This window comes from Cnuibacter physcomitrellae, assembly GCF_014640535.1.
In the GTDB taxonomy this organism is placed as follows: domain Bacteria; phylum Actinomycetota; class Actinomycetes; order Actinomycetales; family Microbacteriaceae; genus Cnuibacter; species Cnuibacter physcomitrellae.
Genome location: NZ_BMHD01000001.1, coordinates 1889644 through 1910949 on the forward strand (window position 1 = coordinate 1889644; position 21306 = coordinate 1910949).

General features: G+C 72.0%; 18 protein-coding genes. 11 read left to right on the forward strand and 7 right to left on the reverse strand.

Going from position 1 to position 21306, the window contains the following annotated elements; genetic code table 11:
• Nucleotides 1-83 precede the first annotated feature (83 nt).
• A complete protein-coding gene (locus IEX69_RS08780; protein WP_085020636.1) occupies nt 84-1961 on the forward strand; it encodes a S8 family serine peptidase in 1878 nt (625 codons plus the stop codon).
• A gap of 32 nt (nt 1962-1993) precedes the next feature.
• Nucleotides 1994-2449, forward strand: coding sequence for a phosphatase domain-containing protein (locus IEX69_RS08785; RefSeq protein ID WP_085020637.1), 456 nt, complete (start codon nt 1994-1996; stop codon nt 2447-2449).
• 75 nt (nt 2450-2524) lie between these two features.
• On the opposite strand, the gene IEX69_RS08790 is transcribed toward IEX69_RS08785, so the two are convergent.
• The 3 genes from IEX69_RS08790 to IEX69_RS08800 all read right to left on the reverse strand — a co-directional run bounded on the left by IEX69_RS08790 (nt 2525) and on the right by IEX69_RS08800 (nt 5504).
• A complete protein-coding gene (locus IEX69_RS08790) occupies nt 2525-3004 on the reverse strand; it encodes a nucleoside deaminase (RefSeq protein WP_085020638.1) in 480 nt (159 codons plus the stop codon).
• Nucleotides 3001-4401, reverse strand: coding sequence for a hypothetical protein (locus IEX69_RS08795; protein ID WP_085020639.1), 1401 nt, complete (start codon nt 4399-4401; stop codon nt 3001-3003). The genes IEX69_RS08790 and IEX69_RS08795 overlap by 4 nt, the downstream gene beginning before the upstream one ends.
• A gap of 83 nt (nt 4402-4484) precedes the next feature.
• The gene (locus IEX69_RS08800) at nt 4485-5504 is read right to left on the reverse strand and encodes a LacI family DNA-binding transcriptional regulator (protein WP_114703938.1); all 1020 of its coding nucleotides are present in this window, start codon (nt 5502-5504) and stop codon (nt 4485-4487) included.
• A 260-nt stretch (nt 5505-5764) separates the two neighbouring features.
• Here IEX69_RS08800 and IEX69_RS08805 point away from each other — a divergent pair, with 260 nt between their 5' ends.
• From IEX69_RS08805 to IEX69_RS08825, 5 genes are all read left to right on the forward strand, one after another.
• Nucleotides 5765-6829: an ABC transporter substrate-binding protein gene (locus tag IEX69_RS08805; protein ID WP_114703937.1), complete on the forward strand. Its 1065-nt coding sequence runs from the start codon at nt 5765-5767 to the stop codon at nt 6827-6829.
• 105 nt (nt 6830-6934) lie between these two features.
• Nucleotides 6935-7795: an ABC transporter ATP-binding protein gene (locus IEX69_RS08810; RefSeq protein ID WP_085020642.1), complete on the forward strand. Its 861-nt coding sequence runs from the start codon at nt 6935-6937 to the stop codon at nt 7793-7795.
• A 1-nt stretch (nt 7796) separates the two neighbouring features.
• On the forward strand, nt 7797-9518 hold the full coding sequence (locus IEX69_RS08815) for an ABC transporter permease (RefSeq protein WP_085020643.1): 1722 nt from the start codon (nt 7797-7799) through the stop codon (nt 9516-9518).
• Between the two features lie 69 nt (nt 9519-9587).
• Nucleotides 9588-10286, forward strand: a complete 699-nt coding sequence (gene deoD, locus IEX69_RS08820; RefSeq protein WP_085020644.1) for a purine-nucleoside phosphorylase — start codon at nt 9588-9590, stop codon at nt 10284-10286.
• Nucleotides 10283-11473 carry an adenosine deaminase family protein gene (locus IEX69_RS08825; RefSeq protein WP_217348623.1) on the forward strand — a complete coding sequence of 397 codons (1191 nt, stop codon included), beginning with the start codon at nt 10283-10285 and terminating at the stop codon, nt 11471-11473. Before deoD ends, IEX69_RS08825 begins: the two co-directional genes overlap by 4 nt.
• A gap of 292 nt (nt 11474-11765) precedes the next feature.
• Here the strand turns inward: IEX69_RS08825 and IEX69_RS08830 are convergent, their stop codons facing one another.
• Genes IEX69_RS08830 through IEX69_RS08845 form a run of 4 tightly spaced genes read right to left on the reverse strand, consistent with a single transcriptional unit; the run spans nt 11766 to nt 15823 of the window.
• Complete coding sequence (locus tag IEX69_RS08830; RefSeq protein WP_085020645.1) at nt 11766-12518, reverse strand: creatininase family protein; 753 nt, start codon at nt 12516-12518, stop codon at nt 11766-11768.
• A 25-nt stretch (nt 12519-12543) separates the two neighbouring features.
• Nucleotides 12544-13980, reverse strand: coding sequence for an amidohydrolase (locus IEX69_RS08835; RefSeq protein ID WP_085020646.1), 1437 nt, complete (start codon nt 13978-13980; stop codon nt 12544-12546).
• On the reverse strand, nt 13977-14771 hold the full coding sequence (locus IEX69_RS08840; protein ID WP_085020647.1) for a glutamine amidotransferase: 795 nt from the start codon (nt 14769-14771) through the stop codon (nt 13977-13979). The genes IEX69_RS08835 and IEX69_RS08840 overlap by 4 nt, the downstream gene beginning before the upstream one ends.
• Nucleotides 14772-14818: 47 nt before the next feature.
• Nucleotides 14819-15823, reverse strand: a complete 1005-nt coding sequence (locus IEX69_RS08845) for a LacI family DNA-binding transcriptional regulator (protein ID WP_085020648.1) — start codon at nt 15821-15823, stop codon at nt 14819-14821.
• Between the two features lie 202 nt (nt 15824-16025).
• On the opposite strand from IEX69_RS08845, the gene IEX69_RS08850 reads away from it, so the two are divergent.
• The 4 genes from IEX69_RS08850 to IEX69_RS08865 all read left to right on the forward strand — a co-directional run bounded on the left by IEX69_RS08850 (nt 16026) and on the right by IEX69_RS08865 (nt 21286).
• On the forward strand, nt 16026-17072 hold the full coding sequence (locus tag IEX69_RS08850) for a BMP family lipoprotein (RefSeq protein ID WP_085020649.1): 1047 nt from the start codon (nt 16026-16028) through the stop codon (nt 17070-17072).
• A gap of 70 nt (nt 17073-17142) precedes the next feature.
• On the forward strand, nt 17143-18702 hold the full coding sequence (locus IEX69_RS08855; protein ID WP_085020650.1) for an ABC transporter ATP-binding protein: 1560 nt from the start codon (nt 17143-17145) through the stop codon (nt 18700-18702).
• Nucleotides 18699-19847: an ABC transporter permease gene (locus tag IEX69_RS08860; protein ID WP_085020651.1), complete on the forward strand. Its 1149-nt coding sequence runs from the start codon at nt 18699-18701 to the stop codon at nt 19845-19847. The genes IEX69_RS08855 and IEX69_RS08860 overlap by 4 nt, the downstream gene beginning before the upstream one ends.
• Nucleotides 19844-21286, forward strand: a complete 1443-nt coding sequence (locus IEX69_RS08865; protein WP_085020652.1) for an ABC transporter permease — start codon at nt 19844-19846, stop codon at nt 21284-21286. The genes IEX69_RS08860 and IEX69_RS08865 overlap by 4 nt, the downstream gene beginning before the upstream one ends.
• The last annotated feature ends 20 nt before the right edge of the window (nt 21287-21306 follow it).

The window sequence follows — 21306 nt, forward strand, 5'->3', positions numbered from 1 at the left end:
GTGATCGGTTCCGGAAGGCCGGACAAGGTAGCAGCACCTCCCGTGGGGGTGCCGGGACGTCGGAGCCGATACCGTGCACCTGGATGCGAGTCAGCCGCCCGGCGCTGACGGCCGAGCGGAGGGAGGGCGTCGTGGTCGACGCGACGAGGACGCGGGTGCTCCAGGGCCTGGGCGCGGCGGTCGCTGTCGCGCTCGTCCTGATCGGCGGCCCCCTTCCTGCTCAGGCCGAGCCGACCGCATCCGACCTCGACGGGTGCCGGGCGATCCCCGCCGACGCGGCGCCCGCGCTGCACGCGGAGCCCTCCGCCCTCGGCGGCATCGACGGCACGGGCGTGACGGTCGGCATCATCTCCGACTCCTTCGACAGCTCCTCCACCACGCACTCGAGGGCGGCGGACGACATCGCCGCGGGGCTCCTCCCCGGGCCGGGGAACCCGTGCGGACACGAGCAGCCCGTCGAGCTCGTCGGCCCCCAGCCCTCGACGGGCAGCGACGAGGGTCGCGCCATGGCGCAGGTCGTGCACAGCGTCGCGCCGGGCGCCCGGCTGATGTTCATCGCGAGTCCCGAGGACCAGGATGCGGCGGCCTTCGCCCAGACCATCCAGCAGTTGGCGGATGCGGGTGCCGACGTCATCGTCGACGACGAGGTGCTCTTCGACGAGCCGGCCTACGAGCAGAGCGTCGTCGGGCGCACCATCGAGACGCTGGCCGCCCAGGGCATCGTGTACCTGACGAGCGCCGGCAACTACTCCGTGGGCGGTGCGCCGGGTACGGCGAGCGAGGGCTACGACATCGCCGGATGGTCGACCGGGGCGTACCGCCCGACGTCGTGCCCGGATGCGGTCGTCGACGCACTCCGTGCGAAGGGCCGGACGGGCTCGCTCGACTGCATGGACTTCGCCCAGGACGCCGCACCGGATGCGACCGACACGCTGCGGATCTCGACCTCGGACCCGCAGAACGGCGTCCTCTACTGGGCCGAGCCGGTGGGCGCCGTGCGGGGCTCGTTCGTGCCCGTGCTCACCTCTCCCGACGGGACCGTGATCGTGGGAGCGACGGAACAGGGGACCCCGGCGGCGGCCCTCATCCTGCCCGCCCTGCCCCTCGGCGACTACGACCTCTCGATCGTGCGCGATGCGCAGGTACCGATCACCCCCGCGATCACCCTCCGCTGGTCGCTCAAGGAGGGGCTCCTCGACGCCGAGTACCACGCCAGCGTCGGAGACGATGTGGTGGGGGCGACGATCACGGGTCACCAGGCCGACGAGTCGGTGATCAGCGTGGCGGCCGCCTCGGTGGCGTCCCCGACGGTGGCGGAGCCCTACTCCTCCGCCGGCCCGGCGGTGCACCTCTTCGAGTCGACGCCGTCCGGCGTCTCGGTGCCGCTCGCGGAGCCCATGGTGTTCCCCGGGCCGGACATCACGGGCGTCGCCCGGATGCGGACCAACTTCTTCTCGACCCGGCATCCGGTCGCCGGCCAGCCGGGGGTCTGGGAGTTCTGGGGCACCTCGGCCGCCGCGCCGTCGATGGCGGGGGTGGTCGCGCTGGGCAAGCAGGTGGCCCCCGGCGTCACCACCGCCGAGGTGAAGGCCGCTCTCGCCGCCACCGCCCGCCCGTCCACGGCCCCCTACGCGCACATCGACCCCGTGCGCATGACGGGTCCGGGCGTCGCGGACGCCTCCGCGTTCGTCGCGCTCCTCCGCGGCGCGGATCCGACCCCGCCCGCCCCACCCGTTCCGCCGACCCCGGACGTGTCGGAGCCCGCGGCATCCGCCCCGCAGCTCGCCGCCACGGGCGCGGCGCCGGCGCCGCTCGGGGCCCTCGCCGCGCTCCTCGCGGGCCTCGGCGGGATGCTGCTCGCCCGCGCCCGCGCCCGATCCGGCCGGTTTCGCTGCCTCTGTGGAGAATCGCGCGGTCAGTGGGCACGCGAGACGCCAACGACACAGCGAAACCGCCCGTGAGAGCATGACGGGGGCGAGAGGAGGGGGCGCGCGTGGGTGAGCCGGCGGTGATCCTCGACGTCGATGGCACGCTGGCGGACGTGGCGGGCATCCGCCACTACGTGCGCGACGATCCGCGCCGGAGGAACTTCGACGTGTTCCACGCCGCGGCCTCGTTCGTCCACCCGGTGGCCGACGTGGTCGCCGTCGCCCAGGCGCTCGACCGGGCGGGCCTCTCGATCGTCGTCCTCACCTCCCGCAAGGAGCGGTGGCGGTACCGCACCCGTGTCTGGCTCGACAAGTGGGGTGTGCCGTACGTCGCCCTCGGCATGCGAGCGGATGCGGACGACCGGCGCGACGACGACGTCAAACGCGACCTCCACGCCCGGATGCGCGACCTCGGCTACGACCCGGTACTGGCGATCGACGACAACCCCACGGTGGTCTCGCTCTGGCGCTCGCTCGGCATCCCCACCGTGCGCGTCCCGGGCTGGGATCCCGGCGACTGAACCGTCGTTTCGCTGCCTGTTCGGCGTCTCGCGGGGTCAGTGGGCACGCGAGACTCTAGAAAGGCAGCGAAAGCTCTAGGCCCAGAAGTCCGCGTGGACAGTGACGGCGGCAGGGAGGGGGACGGGACCGACGACCTCGACGGGATGCGACGCTCGCGCGTAGAGCTCGCGGGCCGGGAGGTCGAGCGACGGGGCGTCCGACCCGGCGGGCAGGAGGTCGATGAGCGCCGCACCGGAGAGCGCGAACACCATCCGCGGGATGCCCGCCCAGAAGATCGCGGCCGCGCACATCGCGCAGGGCTCGGTGCTCGTGTAGAGCGTGGCGGTGCGGAGCTGAGCGTCGGAGAGACGACGGCCGGAGGCGCGGACCGCGTTGGTCTCGGCGTGGCCGGTGGGGTCGTGGTCGGTGACGACGGAGTTCATCGCCTCGACGACCGCGCCGTTCGCGGCCACGACGACCGCGCCGAACGGGTGGTCACCCCGGTCGCGCGCGGCCTGGGCGAGCGCGACCGCCCGCTCGAGGTGAGCGACCTCCTGCGCAGCGAGCTCGGTCATGATGCCGCCCCCTCCTCGACGGGGAGATCGTCGGACCCCGGGTCCGCCTCCCCCGGCGGCCGCTGCACGACCTCGAGGATCGCGAGCACCAGCACCGCGAGCACCAGCGTCCACACGATGAGCCCGAGCGAGAGCGGACGGACGAACAGCACGACGGCGGCGGCGATCACCGCGGCCGCGACGCGCAGCAGCAGCCGCTGCCGGTGCATCCACGACCCGACCGCCCCCGTCGTGAGACCGGCGCGCTCGCCTGCGCGGCGGACCGCATCCGCCCCGCTCGCCGCGAAGCGCCGCAGCCGGCGCGGCACGGGGAACGGCCCGCCGAGCCATCCGACCACGGCGACCGCGAGCCCGAGGACGAGCACGGCGACGGCGGTGCCCTGCATGCTCTGCGTGAGCGTGGCGAACACGGTGGAGGCGACCCCGGCCGGCATGATCGACGGCGACACCGAGGCGGTGAACACGGAGGCGCCGACGGCGAACGCGACGACCACCACGAGCATCGCCGCCGCGAGCGCCACGGCCGCCGCGATGAGCGCCGTGCTCCGGCGACGGGCGACGACCACCCCGGCGGCGAGGAACAGCAGCGCGATCCACGGCAGCCAGGCGCCGGCGCTCACCGCGAGCCCGTAGAAGGCCTGCACGGTGGGGAGCGAGGTGTCCTGCGCGATCGTGATCGTGTAGTCGACGGCGGGGATCGCGGAGGCGAACGTGAGCCCCTGGTCGATGAGCAGCTGGCGCACCTGGGCGATGATCGGCGCCAGCTGCACCCCGATCGACCCGTCGGACGCCACCGCGAGCGCCGCGTTCCGATCGCCCTGCATGGTGGCGACGAGCTGCTGATGACTGACCCGGAGTGCCTGCTCGAAGACCTGGGCGAACGCGTCCGACGACACGAAGCCCTGCACGCTGGAGCGGACGAGCGTCACGATCCCCTGCGCCGCCGGACCCTTCAGCGCCTCGAGTGCCCGCGTCGCCGCCGGGCCGGTGCCGAGGGAGGTGATGCCGTCGACGACGTCGGACGTGATCGCCGGGATGTCGACGTTCTCCTGGATGACGACCATGGTCTGGTCGGTGATGAACGTCTGCACCCCCGCGTCCCGCGCGAGCGGCGCGTACGTGGCGACGAAGCCGTCGGTGTCGGTGAGCTGCGTCTTGGCCCAGCCCGCGACGAGCCCCGCGGGAGCGAGGAGGGCGCCGACGAGGACGAGCACCACGGAGAGCAGCGCCCACCCCCAGCCGCGCCCCTTCCGCGGCCGGGGCGATCCGAGCGGCGAGTCCGGGGACGAGGCCGCGAGCGCGACCTCCGCCGCGGCCACCGACTCGCGCAGACTCTCGTTCTCCGCCTCGAGCGCCAGGATCCGCTGCTGCAGGTCCGCGTTGGTCAGCCGCGCCATGGCTCCCCCTCCGTCAGGCCGAATCTAGCGGATGCCGCGATCCGGGTCACCGGCGGATCGAGGCCCCTCCCCGGCGCCGGACCTCACGCCGGAGCGGTCGCCGTGCTGCCGCGGATGACGAGCTCGACCGGAAGCGAGACCGACCCGGCCGACGTCAGCTCGGTGCGCCCCTCGAGCCCCTCGATCAGCAGTCGGCCCGATCGACGCCCGATCTCGAGCATGTCCTGCCGGACGGTGGTGAGCCCGGGGGTCACCACCGACGCCATGTCGACGTCGTCGAAGCCGACCACCGACACGTCCTCGGGCACCCGGATTCCCGCCTCGCGCAACCGCTGCATCGCACCGATCGCCATGAGGTCGTTGCACCCGAAGAGCGCCGTGAACCGCACATCCTGGGCGAGCAGGTCCGACACCAGGTCGTAGCCCGAGCGCAGCTCGAAGTCGCCGTAGAGCACGAGCGCGTTGGGGAACGACTCGCGGATGCCCTTCACCCGTTCGATCTGTGACTTCAGCCCCGCGTATCCGCTGAGGATCACGGCACGGGTGTGCCCGAGCGACGCCAGGTGGCGCCCGAGGTCCTGGGCGCCGACGTAGTTGTCGCTCGTCACCGACGGGAGCCCGTCGAGCGAGGGGATCGCCTCGTCGGCGAGCACGACGGGCGACTTCGACGCCAGCTTCACGAGCTCCTCGGTGGGCGTCATCTCGCGGGAGGCGGTGTAGACCAGCCCGTCGATGAGGCGGGTGCGGAGCATGTTGAAGTAGCGCTTCTCGCGCCGGGGGTCGGAGTTCGACGTGCTCGCCACGATGACGCCGTAGTCGAGCTCGTCGGCGGCCTCCTCGACACCACGGGCGATGCGGCCGAAGTACCAGTGCGACACGTCGGGCACGGCGAGTCCGATGATGCGGCTGCGGCCGGTCTTCAGGCGCTGGGCGCCGGAGTCGGGCACGTAGCCGAACTCCTCGATGAGTCGGCGCACCCGCTCGGCGGTGTCGGGGCGCACGGGGCGCTTGCCCGAGATGGTGTGCGACACCGTCGTGACGCTGACGCCGGCGGCGGCAGCGATCTGCTGCATCGTCCAGGGGCGCTGCCTCGAGTCGGTCACATCGCACACTGTAGCCGAGCCGCGCGGCGGGGGACCCGCATCCGCAAATCGAGTTGCGCCCGGGGCGACGGCTCTTCTCCCGCGCGCACGAGAGGGCCCGTGACGCGTTACACAGCGTTTACATCGCGAAACCGATCAGAAACAGTCGCCCCGTAACGTCGAGGCCAAGCATCGTGCAAAACGGTTTGCAGCACCGGACCCGATCCGGCGCGATGTGGCACCTCCCCTTGCAGCCTGTCCCCTTCACGTCAAGGAGAACCATGACCATCCGCATCCCTCGCCGCAGGGCCGCCCGAGCCACCGTGCTCGCCGCGGGCCTCGCTGCCGTGCTCGCCGCCGTCGCCGGCTGCTCCTCCTCGAGCGCGAGCGACGCCCCGTCGACCGACGGCAGCTCGCTGACCCCGCTCACCCTGCAGACCTCGTGGATCCCGCTGGTCCAGTTCGGCGGCAGCTACGTCGCCGACAAGGAGGGCTACTACAACGCCAACGGCGTCGACGTCGACATCCTCCCCGGCGGACCCGACGTCGACTCGATGGCCGCAGTGGCCTCCGGTCAGGCCGACATCGGCATGGGCAACGCCGACACCGTCGCCCGCGCCAACGAGCAGGGCGCCGACCTCGTCATCATCGCCGCCGGCTTCCAGAAGAACCCGCTCGCGATCCTGTCGAGCCCCGACAAGCCCATCAAGACGCCGAAGGACATGGAGGGCAAGAAGATCGGCGTGCCGTCGGGCGATGAGGCCGCCCAGTCGGCGCTCGTCGACTTCAACGGGCTCGACGCCTCGGCCATCACGAGCGTGCCGGTCGGCTTCGACGTCGCGCCGCTCGTCTCGGGCGAGGTCGACGGCCTCTGGGTGTTCTACACCGAGCAGCCCATCGCCTACGAGGAGAACACCGGCAAGGAGGGCGTGACCATGCTCACCGCCGACTACGGCCTCGACGTCTACGCCCAGGTCTACGCCGTCCAGCGCTCCGCGCTCGAGGACGACAGCAAGCGCACCGCGATCGAGGGCTTCCTCAAGGGCGAGATCGAGGGGTGGCAGGCGTACGTCAAGGACCCGACCGAGGCGGTCGACCTCACGGTCAACGACTACGCGAAGGACGGCGGCCTCACGATCGAGGAGCAGACCAAGCAGGCCGAGCGCCAGATGGACCTCCTCGTCACCCCCGAGACCGAGGAGCACGGCCTGCTCTGGATCTCGGACGACGGCATCCAGAAGAACCTCACCACGCTGAAGTCGCTCGGCATCACCGGAGCGGACGAGTCGCTCTTCGACACCTCGGTGCTGCAGGACGTCTACCAGGGCAAGAACACCATCGGCTGACACAGACCGAGCGGCGCGGGGCTCCCTCCAAGGCCCCGCGCCGCTCTTCCCCTTCTCCCCTCTTCTCTCCCCCGCTCCCCTCACCGCGACACCCGGAGGCACACCGTGGACGGATCCGGCTTCACCCTCACCAACCTGACCAAGGTGTACTCGTCGAAGAAGCGCGACGTGCTCGCCCTCGACGACGTCTCGCTCGCCGTCCCGCAGGGCTCGTTCACCGTGCTGCTCGGCCCCTCCGGATGCGGCAAGTCCACGATCCTCCGCATCCTCGCCGACCTCGAGTCGTACTCGGCCGGCGAGGTCTCCATCCACGGCGAGACCCCGGCCGCGGTGCGCAAGGCGCACCGGCTCGGCCTCGCCCTGCAGGACCCGTCGCTGCTGCCGTGGCGCAGCGTCCGCGACAACATCCGCCTCCCCGGCCAGGTGATGAGGACGCCGATCCCCCAGGATCGGGTCGACGACCTCATCCGCCTGGTCGGGCTCGAGGGCTTCGCCGACTCGCGCCCGTCCCAGCTCTCGGGCGGCATGCGCCAGCGAGTGGCGATCGCCCGCGCCATCGCCACCGAGCCCGAGATCCTCCTGCTGGACGAGCCGTTCGGCGCCCTCGACGAGATCACCCGCCAGCGCATGAACGAGGAGCTGCAGAAGCTCTGGTCCGCGTCGAGCGCGACGGCCCTCCTCGTGACCCACTCCATCTCGGAGGCCGCGTTCCTCGCCGACCGCGTCGTCGTCATGTCGCCGCGCCCCGGCCGCATCGTCGGCGAGATCACGATCGACTTCCCGCGCCCGCGCAGGCGCGAGCTGCTCTCGACGGGCGAGTTCCACGCGGTCTGCGATCAGCTGTCCGCCATGCTCCACTCCGGCACCGAGGACGACGACCCGGACGACCTCGTGTCGGACGGCGAGCTCGCGGGCGCGGGCGCCTCCGCCGGACCCTCCGCGGGCGCGTCCGGATCGGCGGCCTGACGTGAGCACCGCTTCCGTGACGGGGTCGTCGCAGGGCGCCCGCACCTCCGCCGGCCCGGCGGACGGCCGCTCAGGCGCGCCGGGCGACCGCGACGCGATCCGTGCCGCCGCCGTCGCCACCGAGCGCTCCCGATCGCGCCGCGCCGCGCGCCGTGGTGCGATCAACGGCTGGGTCACGACCCTCGTCGTCTCCCTCGCGCTGCTCGTGCTCTGGGAGGTCGCCGCCGACCTGTGGCTCACCCGCCTGGGCGTCATCGCGTCGCCGAGCGCCATCGTCCAGAGCCTCATCGCGGATGCGGGCCTGTACTGGAGCAACTTCACCGCCACGGCCTGGGTCGCGATCCGGGGCTGGTTCTGGGGGAACCTCCTCGCCGTCCTCGTCGCGATCGTCTTCGTGCAGGTGCCCGCCTTCGAGTCGCTCTTCCTGCGTCTCGCGCTCACCCTGTTCTGCCTGCCGCTCGTGGCCGTCAACCCGCTGCTCCAGCTGACCTTCGACCCCGACACCGCGAAGGTCGTGCTCACCTCGCTCGCCGTCTTCTTCACCACGCTCGTCGGCACGATGCTCGGGCTGCGGTCGGCGGATGGCGGACCGCTCACCATGGTCACCGCGTGGGGCGGCGGCGGGCTCCCGAAGCTGCGCTTCGTGCGCTTCCCGTCCGGCATCCCCGCCATCCTCACCGGCCTGCAGATCGGTGCCGCCGCCGCTGCGCTCGGCGCGATCTTCGGGGAGTTCATCGGCGCGAAGTCGGGCCTCGGCGTGCTGCTCATCAACGGGCTCATGGGCCTGAACCTCCCGCGCGTCTGGTCGGTGGCGGTGCTCGTGACGCTCATGGCGGCGGTGCCGTACGGACTCTTCGGGCTGCTGCGCCGCTGGCTCACCCCCTGGTCGGCCTCGATCTCGAACGCCCAGGCCGCCACCGCCTCGCCGCGGGGCTCGGCGTTCAGCCGGTTCGCGAGCGCGGTGGCCTGGACGATCGGCTCGATCGTCGTCATCCTCCTCGCCTGGTGGGCGTACCTCATCGTCTTCGACATGTCGCCGTTCGTGGGCAAGTCCCCCGTCGACGTGTTCCAGTACCTGTTCGTGAGCGAGGAGGCCGCGGCGAACCGCGCCGTGCTCGTCGAGGCGCTCGGCGTCACCCTGGTGCACGCCGGCACGGGGTACATCGCGGGACTCGTCGTCGGCATCGCGATGGCGGTGGCGTTCGTCACGGTCCCGGTGGTGGAGCGCGTGCTGACCCCGCTCGCCGTGGCACTGCGATCCGTGCCGATCATCGTGCTCATCCCGGTGCTCATCCTCGCCCTCGGGCGCGGGCTGGGGGGAGTCGTCGCGTTCACCGCGATCGTCACGTTCTTCCCCACCCTCGCCAACGTCCAGGGGGGCCTCAAGCGCGTTCCGTCGGATGCGTTCACCCTCATGCGCTCCTACGACTCGTCGATCTGGAGCAACCTCTGGCGCGTGCAGCTGCCGTACACGCTGCCCGCGATCTTCGCCTCGGCGCGCATCGCGGCCCCCACGGCCGTGCTGGCGGCGACGCTCGCCGAGTGGCTCGCCACCGGCGACGGGCTCGGGCACACGATCGTCACGTCGCGGTCGCACTCCGACTACACGCAGCTCTGGGCGGCGGCCGCGCTCCTCACCGCGGTGTCGCTCGTCTTCTACAGCCTCGTGAGCTGGGCGGAGCGGGTCGTGCTGCGCCGGTTCGCGCCCTCCCAGGTGGGCTGACCGCCCGGCGCGAGGCCGCGCATCCGTCACCACCCGCATCCGTCACCCGGTCACCTCGAAAGGACCCCCATGGCCACCCCGCACATCTCCGCCGAGCCCGGCGACTTCGCTTCCGACGTGCTCATGCCCGGCGACCCGCGCCGCGCGAAGCTCATCGCCGAGACCTTCTTCGACTCGCCCCGGCTCGTCACCGAGGTGCGCGGCATCCTCGGCTACACCGGCACCGTCGAGGGCCGTCCGGTCTCCGTGCTCGCCTCGGGGATGGGCATCCCCTCCCTGTCGATCTACGCCACCGAGCTCGCGCGCCACTACGGGGTGAAGCGCATCATCCGCGTGGGCACGATCGGTGCGCTGCAGCCGTGGCTCGAGCTCGGCGACGTCATCGCCGCCTCCAGCGCGCACACGAACTCCGCCCTCACCTCGGGGTGGGTGCCGAGCGTCACGTTCAGCCACGCGCCGAGCTTCTCGCTGCTGCGGAAGGCCGTGGAGTACGGAGAGGCCACGGGGAAGACCATCCACGTCGGCCCGCTGTTCACCACCGACCAGTTCTACAACCCCGACACCACCGTGGTGCCGAAGCTCATCGAGTACGGCACGCTCGGCGTCGACATGGAGGCGGCCGGTCTCTACGCGGTCGGGCTCAAGGAGGGCTTCGAGACCCTCATGGTCGGCACCATCAGCGACAAGCCGGGCCAGGACATGACCGCGGCCGAGCGCGAGACCACCTTCGCCGACATGGTGTCGTTCGGGCTGGCGGCCTTCAAGTGAGCGGGTTCGCATCTCCGGGCTTCCGCCCGGCGGGATATCCGCGCTGGGCCGAGGCCGACGAGCCGTGGATCGAGTTCCCGAAGGTGTCGCTGCACGATCACCTCGACGGCTCCCTGCGGCCCGAGACCCTCATCGAGCTCGCGGCCTCGTCGGGCGTGACGCTGCCGTACGACGACCCCGAGACGCTCGCCCGCTGGTTCATCGGCGACGTCGCCGAGCCGCAGGTCGCCCACTGGGACGAGAAGTTCGGCCTCACCACTGCGGTCATGCAGACCGAGGAGAGCATCGTCCGGATCGCCCGGGAGTGGGTGATCGAGGCCGCCGCCGACGGTGTCGTGTACGGCGAGGCCCGCTGGGCGCCCGAGAAGCACATCCTCGGCGGGCTCCCCCTGCGCGTCGCGGTCGAGGCGGTGGCCGCCGGGCTGGCGGAGGGCGAGGCGATCGTCGCCGCCGAAGGCGGACGCATCCGCGCCCGGCAGCTGCTGTGCGGGATGCGCTCGTCGACGCTCAGCTTCGAGATCGCGCGGCTCGCCGTCGACACGTACGGCGAGTGGGGCGGCAGCGTCGCGGGGTACGACATCGCGGGGCCGGAGGACGGCTTCCCCGTGCGTCAGCATCTGGATGCGTTCACCCTGCTCGATCGCGAGGGCGTGCCCTACACGATCCACACCGGTGAGGCGGACGGCGAGCACAGCGTCTGGGAGACCGTGCACCTCGCGCACGCGCTGCGCCTGGGCCACGGCGTGCGGATCATCGAGGACGTGCGGCTGAACGGCCGCCCACTCGGGGTGAGGACCGCCGTGCGTGACGTCGCCGCCGCCCGTGCCGGATCCGGGCCCGCGTCCCTCACGCTCGGCCGCACGGCGCAGTGGGTGGTCGACCGCCGCATCCCGCTCGAGGTGTGCGTGTCGTCGAACTCGAAGGGCGTGGTCGACGGGATCGAGAACCACCCCGTGGAGCTCCTCCGCGAGCTCGGGTTCACGGTCACGATCAACCCCGACAACCGCCTCATCTCGATGATCTCGATCAGCGCCGACTTCCGCCGGATCGAGGAGCAGTTCGGCTGGGGCGTGCCCGAGTTCGAGGCCGCGGAGCTCGCCGCCGTCGAGGCCGCGTTCCTCTCCGGCCCCGAGAAGCGCGCCCTCGCCGCGGAGGTGAAGGCGGCCATCGCCGCCTTCACCCGCTAGCCCGCCCGCCTCCGCGCCGCTTCGACACCGAATCCCCCGAAGCCCCGCCCTATCCGGCAGACTTGCCGCGGATCGGTGTCGAGGCGACGGGGGCGAGGCGGGCCGCCACCCCGCCTAGGCCCGTCCGTCATCACGAAATACGGCGAAGCCCCTCCGTATACGTCGAGCTTCGCCGAATCCCGTGACGAGCAACCACCGTCACCCCGGCACCGAATCCTCCGAAGCCCCGCCCTATTCGGCGGACTTGCCGCGGATCGGTGTCGAAGCGACGCGAGGGGAAGCGGAGCGGGGGTCAGGGGAGGCGGGCGAGGAAGTCCGTGAGGACGGTGAGGGAGCCGGCGACGGTGGCGTCGAGGAGGCGGTGGCCCGTCTCGGCGGTGGCGGCGGTGGGGTCACCGAAGACGCCGGAGGGCGAGAACGGATGCAGCTGCATCGGGGTGGTGCCGAAGTCGCCCGGGAACGAGGGATAGACCGCGACCGCGCGCTCCGGGTGCACGAGGGTGTCGTCGATGGCGAGCATCATCGACGTCTCGAGCTCGTCGGCGTGGTTGAGCCCGGGGGCCGCCGACTGCGTCGTCCGCACCGCGGCCGCCGCGGCGTCGAGACCGGGGTAGTCGAGCGCGATCGCGGGGAACCCCTCCTGCAGCAGCGTGCGCACCGCGCCGTAGAGCGGCGTCCGGTTGCCCCAGTCGCCGTTCACGACGACGAGGCCCGAGGCCGGCGCGGGCGAGGCGGCCAGCGCCCGACCGATGTCGAGCGCGATCGCGGCCACGGTCGACGCCGAGAGCGACACCGTGCCCGGGTAGCCGGCGTTGTTCCACGTGTCGCCGTACGGCACGGCGGGCAGCAGCACCGCGTCGAGCGCCAGGGCGATGCCGCGCGCGACGTGCACCGCCTGGAACGTGTCGGTGCCGAGCGGGAGCTGCGGTCCGTGCTGCTCGAGCGCCCCGAACGGCAGCACCGCGAGCCGCGACGCGGGCGGCGCGTCGGTGCGGCCGAGGTGCCCGGCCACATCGGTCCAGGGTGTGCGCTCCGCCTCGATCATGCCTCCATCCTCCCCTCGAGACGGCTCACGGCGCGTAGTCCTGGATGCTGCCGCGCGAGCGGTCGGTGAGCTCCGGGATGCGGGCGTTGAGCTCGGCGATCGCCTCCCCGAGGTCGAGGCGGGTGAGTCGGCCGTCGCGCACGACGACCTCGCCGTCGACGAGCACGGTGCGCACGTCGCTCGCCCGCACGCTCAGGACGAGCGCGGCCGCGAGGTCGTGCATGGGCTGCATGTGCGGGGCCGACGGATCGATGAGCACGATGTCGGCCGTGTACCCCGGCAGCAGGGCGCCGAGCGACGCCTCCTGCCCGAAGACGGCGGCGCTCTGCCGCGTGGCGATGTCGAGCGCGTGCTGCGAGGTGAGCCAGGTCGCGTCGAGGTGGGCGTCCTTCTGCTTCAGCGACAGGATGCGCAGGCTCTCGAGCACGTCGAGCGTGTTGTTCGACGCCGGCCCGTCGGTCCCGAGCCCGACGGTCACGCCCGCGTCGTGCAGCATCCGCACCGGCGTCGTGGTGTGCGCGTGCTTCATGTAGACCTTGCTGCACGACGCCACTCCGACCCGATCGGCGTAGGGCACGAGCCACTCGAGGTCGCTCTCGACGATGCCGGTGCCGTGCGCGATGATCGCCCCCGCCTCGAGCACGCCGGTGTCGTGCAGCACCTGGATGGGCGTGACCCCGCGCTTGGCGAGGCTCGACTCGGTCTGCTGCATGTTCTCGGCAGCATGGATGTGCGTGCGGATCCCGAGACGCCTCGCATGCGCGGCGGTCAGCTCGAGGTCGGCGTCGTCGACCGTGTAGGTCGCGTGCGGACCCATCGCGGTGCGGATGCGGCCACCGGCCGCGCCGTTCCAGCGCTCCGCGAACGCGGCCGACGACTCGACACCGGCGGGCCCCTGCGACGAGAAGAAGGTGGAGGCGAGCAGCGCCCGCGCTCCGCTCTCCTCGACCGCGCGGGCGATCTGGTCGGTCGCGAAGTAGTGGTCGGCGAACGACGTGACCCCACCGAGCAGCATCTCGCCGATGGCGAGCTGCGCTCCGAGGTAGACGTCACGGTCGGTGAGGTTCACCTCCATCGGCCAGATGTGCTTGTTGAACCACTCGTTCGTCGGCACGTCCTCCGCCGAGCCGCGGAACATCGTCATCGGCGAGTGCGTGTGCCCGTTCATCAGGCCGGGGATCGCGACGAGCCCGTGGGCGTCGATCCGCGCGGCCGCGTCGAGCACCGAGGCGGGGACGGAGGCGGTGGGCACCACCCACGCGATGACCCCGCCTCGGGTGCCGATGGCGTGGTCGTCGAGGAACGTCGCGGTCCCCCGCGCCTCGACGTCCTCGCGCGGCAGCTCGGGGTAGGCGGGCGCCGGACGCGTGGTGTGCGTGAGGACGGTGGCACCGGTGATGACGGTGTCGACGAGGGTGACCTCATCGGGAGCGGAAGCAGGGTTCGGCGTGGTCGCGCTCATGCTCCGGCCCCCACGCTCACGCCGGCAGCGCCGGCCGTCTCGAGCTCCTCCCCCGCGAGCCAGCGCACCGTGCGGTCGAACAGGGGTGCGTACCCGTCCCAGGCGAGGAACTCCGGCGGCGCCCAGTGCGGCGCGAGGTCGGAGGTGAACGCGCCGCTGCGCCCGGCCCCGTACTCCCCGAAGACGAGCAGCGGATGCCCGCCGCACTCGGCGACGAGGTCGGCGCCGGGCTTGACCACCACCTCGTTGAGCCCGAGCAGCGCCGGCCAGGCGGTGTCGAGGCCCGCGACCACCGGATGCGCAGCCACCACGGCGGGTGCGGATCCTGCCGACATCTCCACCCGGTCGTCACGGTCGAGCACCTCGACGGGCAGCGCCGCCGCGAGCGGCGTCCGCCCCCACCGCGCCTTCGCGTCGATGCCCGAGAACGTCAGGTATCCGCCCACCATGAGCAGGCCGCCACCGGTCTCGGTGAAGCGCCGCAGCACCTCGACCCGATCGGGTTCGGGCACCGACCGGGTGAAGGTGGCCGGCGGCACCTGGAACGTGTTCGCGCCCACATCCGACACGACGACCACGTCGGCGATCTCGTGGAGGCCCTCCGCGGTGAGCGGCAGCGTGGTCGTGATCTCGTGCGCCGGCACGTGCGTGACCTCGTGTCCGGCAGCGCGCAGCGCGGCGACGAACTCCTGCCCTCCCGCGGTGTACTCCGACGTGTAGAACGCGTCGAACCCCTTCTGATGTACGGAGTAGACGAACCAGGATTCGCCGAGGAGGAGGATGCGGGCCACGGGGGCTCCTTTCGAGGGGCGGACGGCAGAAGCGCGCGGAGTGCGCGTCAGCGCGGCGGACGGGTGGTGCCGCGGACGACGAGCACCACGGGATGGCGGGGCGGCGAGCCGGGCGCCTCGCCCGCGATCTCCGCGAGCAGGGTCTCGACGGCCACGCGGCCGATCTCGCCCACGGGCTGCCGCACCGTGGTGAGACCGGGCGAGAGGCGTCCGCTCAGGGGCACGTCGTCGAAGCCGACCACCGAGAGGTCGTCGGGCACACTGAGCCCGCGGTCGCGGGCCGCGTCGATCACCCCGAACGCGGAGACGTCGTTCGAGGCGAAGACGGCCGTGGGCGGGGTCGCTCCGGCGAGCAGCTTGGCCGTGCGGTGGTACGCGACCTCCTCGGTGAAGTCCCCGTCCACGACGGTGGCGCCGGGCAGCACCGAGAGGAAGCCCGACACGCGCTCCTCCGCCGACCGCAGCCCGCGCGGGCCGGTCAGCACGGCGACCCGCGAGTGCCCCAGCTCGCGGAGGTGCTCGGCGACGAGCCGTCCGCCCTGCAGATGGTCGGCGGCGACCAGGGGGATCGACTCGAGCGTGGCGACCGACTCGTCGGCCAGGACGATCGGATGCCGGGCGGCGAGATCGGCGAGCCGCTCGTCGACCCGGACCTCGCCCGTGACGTAGATGAGCCCGTCGATCGAGCGCGAGCGCAGCAGGTTGAGGTAGCGGGCGTCGCGTTCGGCGCGGCTGATCGAGCTCGACAGCACGACGCCGAAGTCGAGGTCGTCGGCCGAGCGCTCGACGCTCACCGCCAGCTCGCCGAAGAACGGATCGGAGACGTCGGGCACGACGAGGCCGATCATCATGGCCCGCCCGCTCTGCAGGCTGCGAGCGCCCGAGTGCGGCACGTAGCCGAGGTGCTCGATCGCAGCTCGGATGCGCTCGGCCGTCTCGGGGCTCACCGGCCGCTTCGACGAGAGGGCATGCGAGACGGTGGTCATGCTGACCTGGGCCACCCGCGCGACGTCGCGGATCGTGACCGGGCGGTTCGCCCCCGTCTCGTCCATGCGACGAATGCTAGCCGACGCGAAACGTTTTGCACGCCGGAAGATAACGATTCGATGACGACCACCGGGGAGTCGCGAAAAAGAGGCGCGGATCAGCGCGGATCCGGGCCTCACGTCACACAGATTAAACATTCGCGTAACAAAGCAAAGCGTTTTGCGAGCTACCGTCACACAGATCACAGTCCCCCTCCGAAGGAGTCCCATGCTTGGCACCCGTACCCGCCGCCTGGCGGCACTGGGCGGCGCCGTCGTCGCCGCGTCGCTCATCCTCACCGCCTGCTCCGGCAAGACCGCCACCACGCAGCCGAGCGCGGACGCCGACACCCCGAAGATCGCGATGCTGTACGGCACCACCGGCGACTTCTCCTTCATGGACAGCGCCTACAAGGGCTTCACCGACGCCCAAGGCGAGTACGACTTCACCCCGCTCGACTTCTCGAGCCCCAACACCGACGACTACCAGGACCGCCTCGACCTCGCGATCTCGCAGGGCGCGGGTCTGGCGATCGGCATCGGCTTCCAGTACGCCACCCCGATGGAGCAGACCACCGACCACCCCGACACCAAGTTCGTCGCGGTCGACATCGACAAGGGCACCGAGATCCCCGACGTCACCACCATCTCCTTCGCGGCAGAGCAGTCGTCGTACCTCGTCGGCGTCGCGGCGGCCCTCGCCTCGACCACCGGCCACATCGGCTTCATCGGCGGCGTCGACCAGCCCAGCATCCAGAACTTCTTCGTCGGCTACGAGGCCGGCGCGAAGAGCGTGAACCCGAGCATCGTGGTCGACAAGACCTACCTCGCCCCGCTCGGCGACTTCACCGGCTTCTCCGACCCCACCAAGGGCAAGGAGGCGGCGGCCTCGATGTACGCCGGCGGCGCCGACGTCATCTACGCGGCGGCCGGCGGATCCGGTGTGGGCGTCTACGAGCAGGCCCCGCTCTCGAGCGCATCCGGCACGAAGTCGTGGGCGATCGGCGTGGACGGCGACGTGTACAACCAGGTCGACGACTCGCTGAAGCCGTACATCCTCACCTCGGCGATCAAGAACGTCAACGTGGCGGTGGAGGACAGCATCAAGGCCTTCCTCGACGGCTCCCTCCAGCCCGGCGAGCAGGACTTCGACCTCTCGAACGACGGCGTCGGCTACTCCACCAGCGGCGGCTTCCTCGACGCCTACTCGGCTCAGCTCGACAAGGCGAAGCAGGACATCATCGACGGCACCGTCACCGTCCCGACGGCGGTCTGACCCGCATCCGGAACCGGACGCACCGGAAGCACCCGTCCAGAAGCACCGAAGCACCCCAGGAAGCACCACCATGGCAGAGCAGGACGAGCTGGTCCGGCTGACCGGGATCGTCAAGAGGTTCGGCACGTTCGTCGCGAACGACCGGATCGACCTGACGGTCAGGGCCGGGACCGTCCACGCGATCGTGGGCGAGAACGGCGCCGGGAAGTCGACGCTGATGAAGATCCTCGCCGGCGAGGAGAGCCCCGACGAGGGCTCGATCGCCATCGCGGGTCGCCCGATGACCTTCCGCTCGCCGCGCGACGCGCAGCGAGCCGGCATCGGCATCGTGCACCAGCACTTCCTGCTCGCCGACGCCCTGCGGGTGTGGGAGAACGTCGTCCTCGCGGACGAGCCGGGCTCCCCCTTCCGCCTCGACGGCTCGGCCGCCCGCACCCGGGTGGCCGAGCTGGCCGAGGCGAACGGCTTCCCGGTCGAGGTCGACGCCGTGGTGCGAGACCTCGGCGTGGGGGCCCGTCAGCGCGTCGAGATCCTCAAGGTGCTCTACCGCGACGCCCGCGTGATCATCCTCGACGAACCGACCGCCGTGCTCGTGCCGAGCGAGGCCCAGTCGCTGTTCGCCGCGATGCGGGCGTTCACGGATGCGGGTGCCGCGGTCATCTTCATCTCCCACAAGCTCGACGAGGTGCTCGACTTCGCCGACGAGATCACCGTCATCCGGTCCGGAGAGGTGGTCGGCCACACGACCCCGGCGGAGACCACCGCCCGCGAGCTCGCCTCGCTCATGGTGAAGGTCGCGATGCCCCAGGTCGAGCCGCGAGCCGTCCCGGTCGGCGACGAGGTCGTGCTCGCGGGGTCGCACCTCACGGTCGCCGTGCCGGGAGAGGTCGCGGCGCTCGACGACGTGTCGTTCGAGGTGCGCAGCGGCGAGATCCTCGGGGTCGCCGGAGTCGAGGGCAACGGGCAGTCGGAGCTGATGCTGTCGCTCCTCGGCCGTGTGCCCTCCGAGGGCACCGTGTCGCTCGGCGGCGACGACGTCACCGCCCTCTCCACCACCGACCGACGCGCGGCGGGCATGGCGTACATCCCCGAGGACCGCCACCGCGACGGCGTCGTGCTCGGGATGCCGCTGCGCGAGAACGCAGCCCTCGGCTACCACACCCGCCCGCCGATCAAGCGCGGGCCCTGGTACAGCCGCGCCGGCGCCGCGGAGGCGGCCCGCCGCATCATCACCGCCTTCGACGTGCGCGGCGGCGACGCGTCCACCCCTGCGTCCGCACTGTCGGGCGGCAACCAGCAGAAGTTCATCGTCGGCCGCGAGCTGGGCTCCGAGCCCCGGGTGCTCATCGCCGCGCATCCGACCCGCGGCGTCGACATCGGCGCGCAGGCCGCCGTCTGGTCCGAGCTCACCGACGCGCGCGACCGCGGCCTCGGCACGCTGCTCGTCTCCGCCGACCTCGACGAGCTGCTCGCCCTGAGCGACCGGCTGATCGTGCTCTACCGCGGAGCCGTCGTCGGCGAGCTCGACCCCCGCGCGGTCGACGCGGAGACCCTCGGCGAGTACATGACCGGCGTCCGCACCGACCGGCCCACGCCGTCGGATGCCGACCTGGCAGGAGGTGCGGCATGACCCGCAGGATCGTCACCACGTTCGCCGGCCCCGTCGTCTCGGTCGTGCTCGCGCTCATCGTCACCACGCTCTTCCTCGAGCTGAGCGGCTACTCCTCGGCCTCGGCGTACGAGGTGATGTGGAACTACGGCATCGAGCCCGCGTCGCTCGTGTCGGCGCTCAACAACGCCATCCCGCTCTACATCGCGGGAGTCGCCGCGGCCTTCGCGCTGCGGATGGGGCTGTTCAACATCGGCGTCGACGGCCAGTACCGGGTCGCCGCCCTCATCGGCGCGGTGGTCGCGGCGCAGCTGCCGCTCCCGCTCTACCTGCGCCTGCCGATCACCCTGCTCGTGTGCTGCGTGGTCGGGGCGCTCTGGGCGCTCGTGCCGGCGCTGCTCAAGGTGTACCGCGGCGTGAGCGAGGTGATCACGTCCATCCTCATGAACGCGATCGCCACGACGGTCGTCGCGATGCTGCTCGCCAACGTCTTCCGCTCGGGCAGCGGGCAGAACACCGGCACCGCCATCATCGACGACCAGGGCGCCATGCCGGTGCTCCTCGACCTCGGCATCGGCAACCGCACCTCCATCTCGGGGTTCATCGTGGTCGCCGTGATCGTCGGCATCGTGTTCTACCTGCTGCAGTACCGCACGGTGTTCGGGTTCACGCTGCAGGTCGCGGCGCAGTCGCCCGAGGCGGCGGAGTCGGCCGGCATCCGGGTGAACCGCCGCATCATCTACGCGATGCTCGGCTCCGGCGCGATCGCGGGCCTCATCGGGATGTACCACGTGCTCGGCGTCGCCTACCGCTACGACGGCACGATGCCCACCGACCTCATGTTCACGGGGCTCGCCGCCGCGCTGCTCGGCCGGTCGCATCCGATCGGGATGGCCGTGGGCGCGTTCATCCTGGCGTTCGTGGAACGCAGCTCCCAGGTGCTCGGGCTCGTGCAGCTGCCGACCGAGGTGGGCACGCTGTTCATGGCCGTGATCCTGCTCTCGTCGGCGGTCGGGTACTGGCTCACCGAGCGGGCGGACCAGCGCATCGCGCTGTGGAACGCCATCCGCTCGCGTCGCCGCGGCGGCTCCTCGGGCCCGGCCGACGGCGACTCGTCCGACGCCCCCACCCCCGCACCCGCCGATGGACTGGAGGCCGCCCGATGAGCACCGTCGTCGACCCCGCCGCGCCCGCGGCCGCCGCCGCGCCGGCGAAGCTGCGCCCGTCGCGTTCGTCGCTCCGTGCGGCCCTCCGCTGGGGGCTCCTCGGCCTGGCGCTCGTGATCATCGCCCAGTACGTCGCCGACGCGCCGGGCATCGCCGCCTCCTCCACCTGGGGCTCCGCGCTCCGGCTCACCGTGCCCATCGCCGTGGTCGCGATCGGCGGCCTCTACTCGGAGCGCGCGGGCGTGATCAACGTCGGCCTCGAGGGCATGATGATCGGCGGCACCTGGGCGGCCGGGCTCTTCGGCTGGTTCTGGGGTCCGTGGGCCGCGCTCGGCGGCGGCATCGTCGGAGGGCTGGTGTTCGGCCTCCTCATGGCGCTGCTCTGCATCGAGATGGGCATCAACCAGCTCGTCGTCGGTGTGGCCATCAACGTCATCGCGGCGGCGCTCGCCCGGTTCCTCTCCGACATCGTCTTCAACGGCGTCGACGGCGGGACCATCGCCCGCTCACCGCGCATCGACGGCTCGCTGCCCTCGATCAGCATCCCCTTCCTCTCCGGCGGCCTCGGGACGCCCGACTGGATGGCGGGCCTCGAGGGGTCGGGCATCCCGGTGCTGTCGCAGGTCGGCGGCATCCTGGGCGGCCTCACCCGCGACGTCTCTCTCGCCGCGATCATCGGGCTGCTGCTCATCCCGCTCACCGCGTACATCCTGTGGCGCACGCCGTTCGGGTTGCGCTGGCGCGCCGCCGGCGAGCAGCCCGCCGCGCTGCAGGCCCTCGGCGGACGGGTGCACCGCACCCGCTGGATCGCCGTCCTGACGGGCAGCGCGATGGCCGGGTTCGCGGGCGGGTATCTCGCGCTCATCTCCTCCGGGTACGTCGAGAACCAGACCGCGGGCCGCGGGTTCATCGGTCTCGCGACGCTCATCTTCGGCAACTGGATGCCGTCCGGCGTCTTCCTGGGGTCGGCTCTCTTCGGGTTCTCCGACGCGGTCGGCCTCGGGCGGCCCGAGACGTTCCGTGCGCTGGTGTTCATCCTGGCGATCGTGTTCGTCGTCATCGGACTGGTGCGGATGTGGCGCGGACGCCGGCTCTCGCGCAGCGGGCTGGCGTCCGGCACGGCCGACCGCTCGGGCCTCGCCTCGGGCGCTGGCCTCGCCTCGGGCTCTGGCCTCGCCTCGGGCTCTGGCCTCGCCTCGAGCGACGTGGGTGTGGTCGCCGGTGCAGCGCTGGCCGCGCGGAAGGCGTTCCGCTCCGGGATCGCGCCCCTCGCGCTGGGTGTGGCGCTGGTGCTGGTGTTCCTGTTCGTGCCCCTGCCCGCCGAGCTGCCGACCGCGGCGCCCTACCTCGTGACGCTCGCGGTGCTCGTGGTCGCCGGGACCACGATGCGCCCGCCCGCCGCCCTCGGCGCCCTCTTCCCCCGCAAGAACAAGCGCTGACCGCGCGTTCCGCCACCCTC

What these genes read in the sequence shown, in the direction of transcription:
- IEX69_RS08865 (WP_085020652.1), top strand. Translation starts at nt 19,844, where the DNA reads ATGAGCACCGTCGTCGACCCCGCCGCGCCCGCGGCCGCCGCCGCGCCG.
- deoD (WP_085020644.1), top strand. Translation starts at nt 9,588, where the DNA reads ATGGCCACCCCGCACATCTCCGCCGAGCCCGGCGACTTCGCTTCCGAC.
- IEX69_RS08830 (WP_085020645.1), bottom strand. Translation starts at nt 12,518, where the DNA reads ATGATCGAGGCGGAGCGCACACCCTGGACCGATGTGGCCGGGCACCTC.
- IEX69_RS08805 (WP_114703937.1), top strand. Translation starts at nt 5,765, where the DNA reads ATGACCATCCGCATCCCTCGCCGCAGGGCCGCCCGAGCCACCGTGCTC.
- IEX69_RS08850 (WP_085020649.1), top strand. Translation starts at nt 16,026, where the DNA reads ATGCTTGGCACCCGTACCCGCCGCCTGGCGGCACTGGGCGGCGCCGTC.
- IEX69_RS08860 (WP_085020651.1), top strand. Translation starts at nt 18,699, where the DNA reads ATGACCCGCAGGATCGTCACCACGTTCGCCGGCCCCGTCGTCTCGGTC.
- IEX69_RS08790 (WP_085020638.1), bottom strand. Translation starts at nt 3,004, where the DNA reads ATGACCGAGCTCGCTGCGCAGGAGGTCGCTCACCTCGAGCGGGCGGTC.
- IEX69_RS08780 (WP_085020636.1), top strand. Translation starts at nt 84, where the DNA reads ATGCGAGTCAGCCGCCCGGCGCTGACGGCCGAGCGGAGGGAGGGCGTC.
- IEX69_RS08835 (WP_085020646.1), bottom strand. Translation starts at nt 13,980, where the DNA reads ATGAGCGCGACCACGCCGAACCCTGCTTCCGCTCCCGATGAGGTCACC.
- IEX69_RS08845 (WP_085020648.1), bottom strand. Translation starts at nt 15,823, where the DNA reads ATGGACGAGACGGGGGCGAACCGCCCGGTCACGATCCGCGACGTCGCG.
- IEX69_RS08795 (WP_085020639.1), bottom strand. Translation starts at nt 4,401, where the DNA reads ATGGCGCGGCTGACCAACGCGGACCTGCAGCAGCGGATCCTGGCGCTC.
- IEX69_RS08855 (WP_085020650.1), top strand. Translation starts at nt 17,143, where the DNA reads ATGGCAGAGCAGGACGAGCTGGTCCGGCTGACCGGGATCGTCAAGAGG.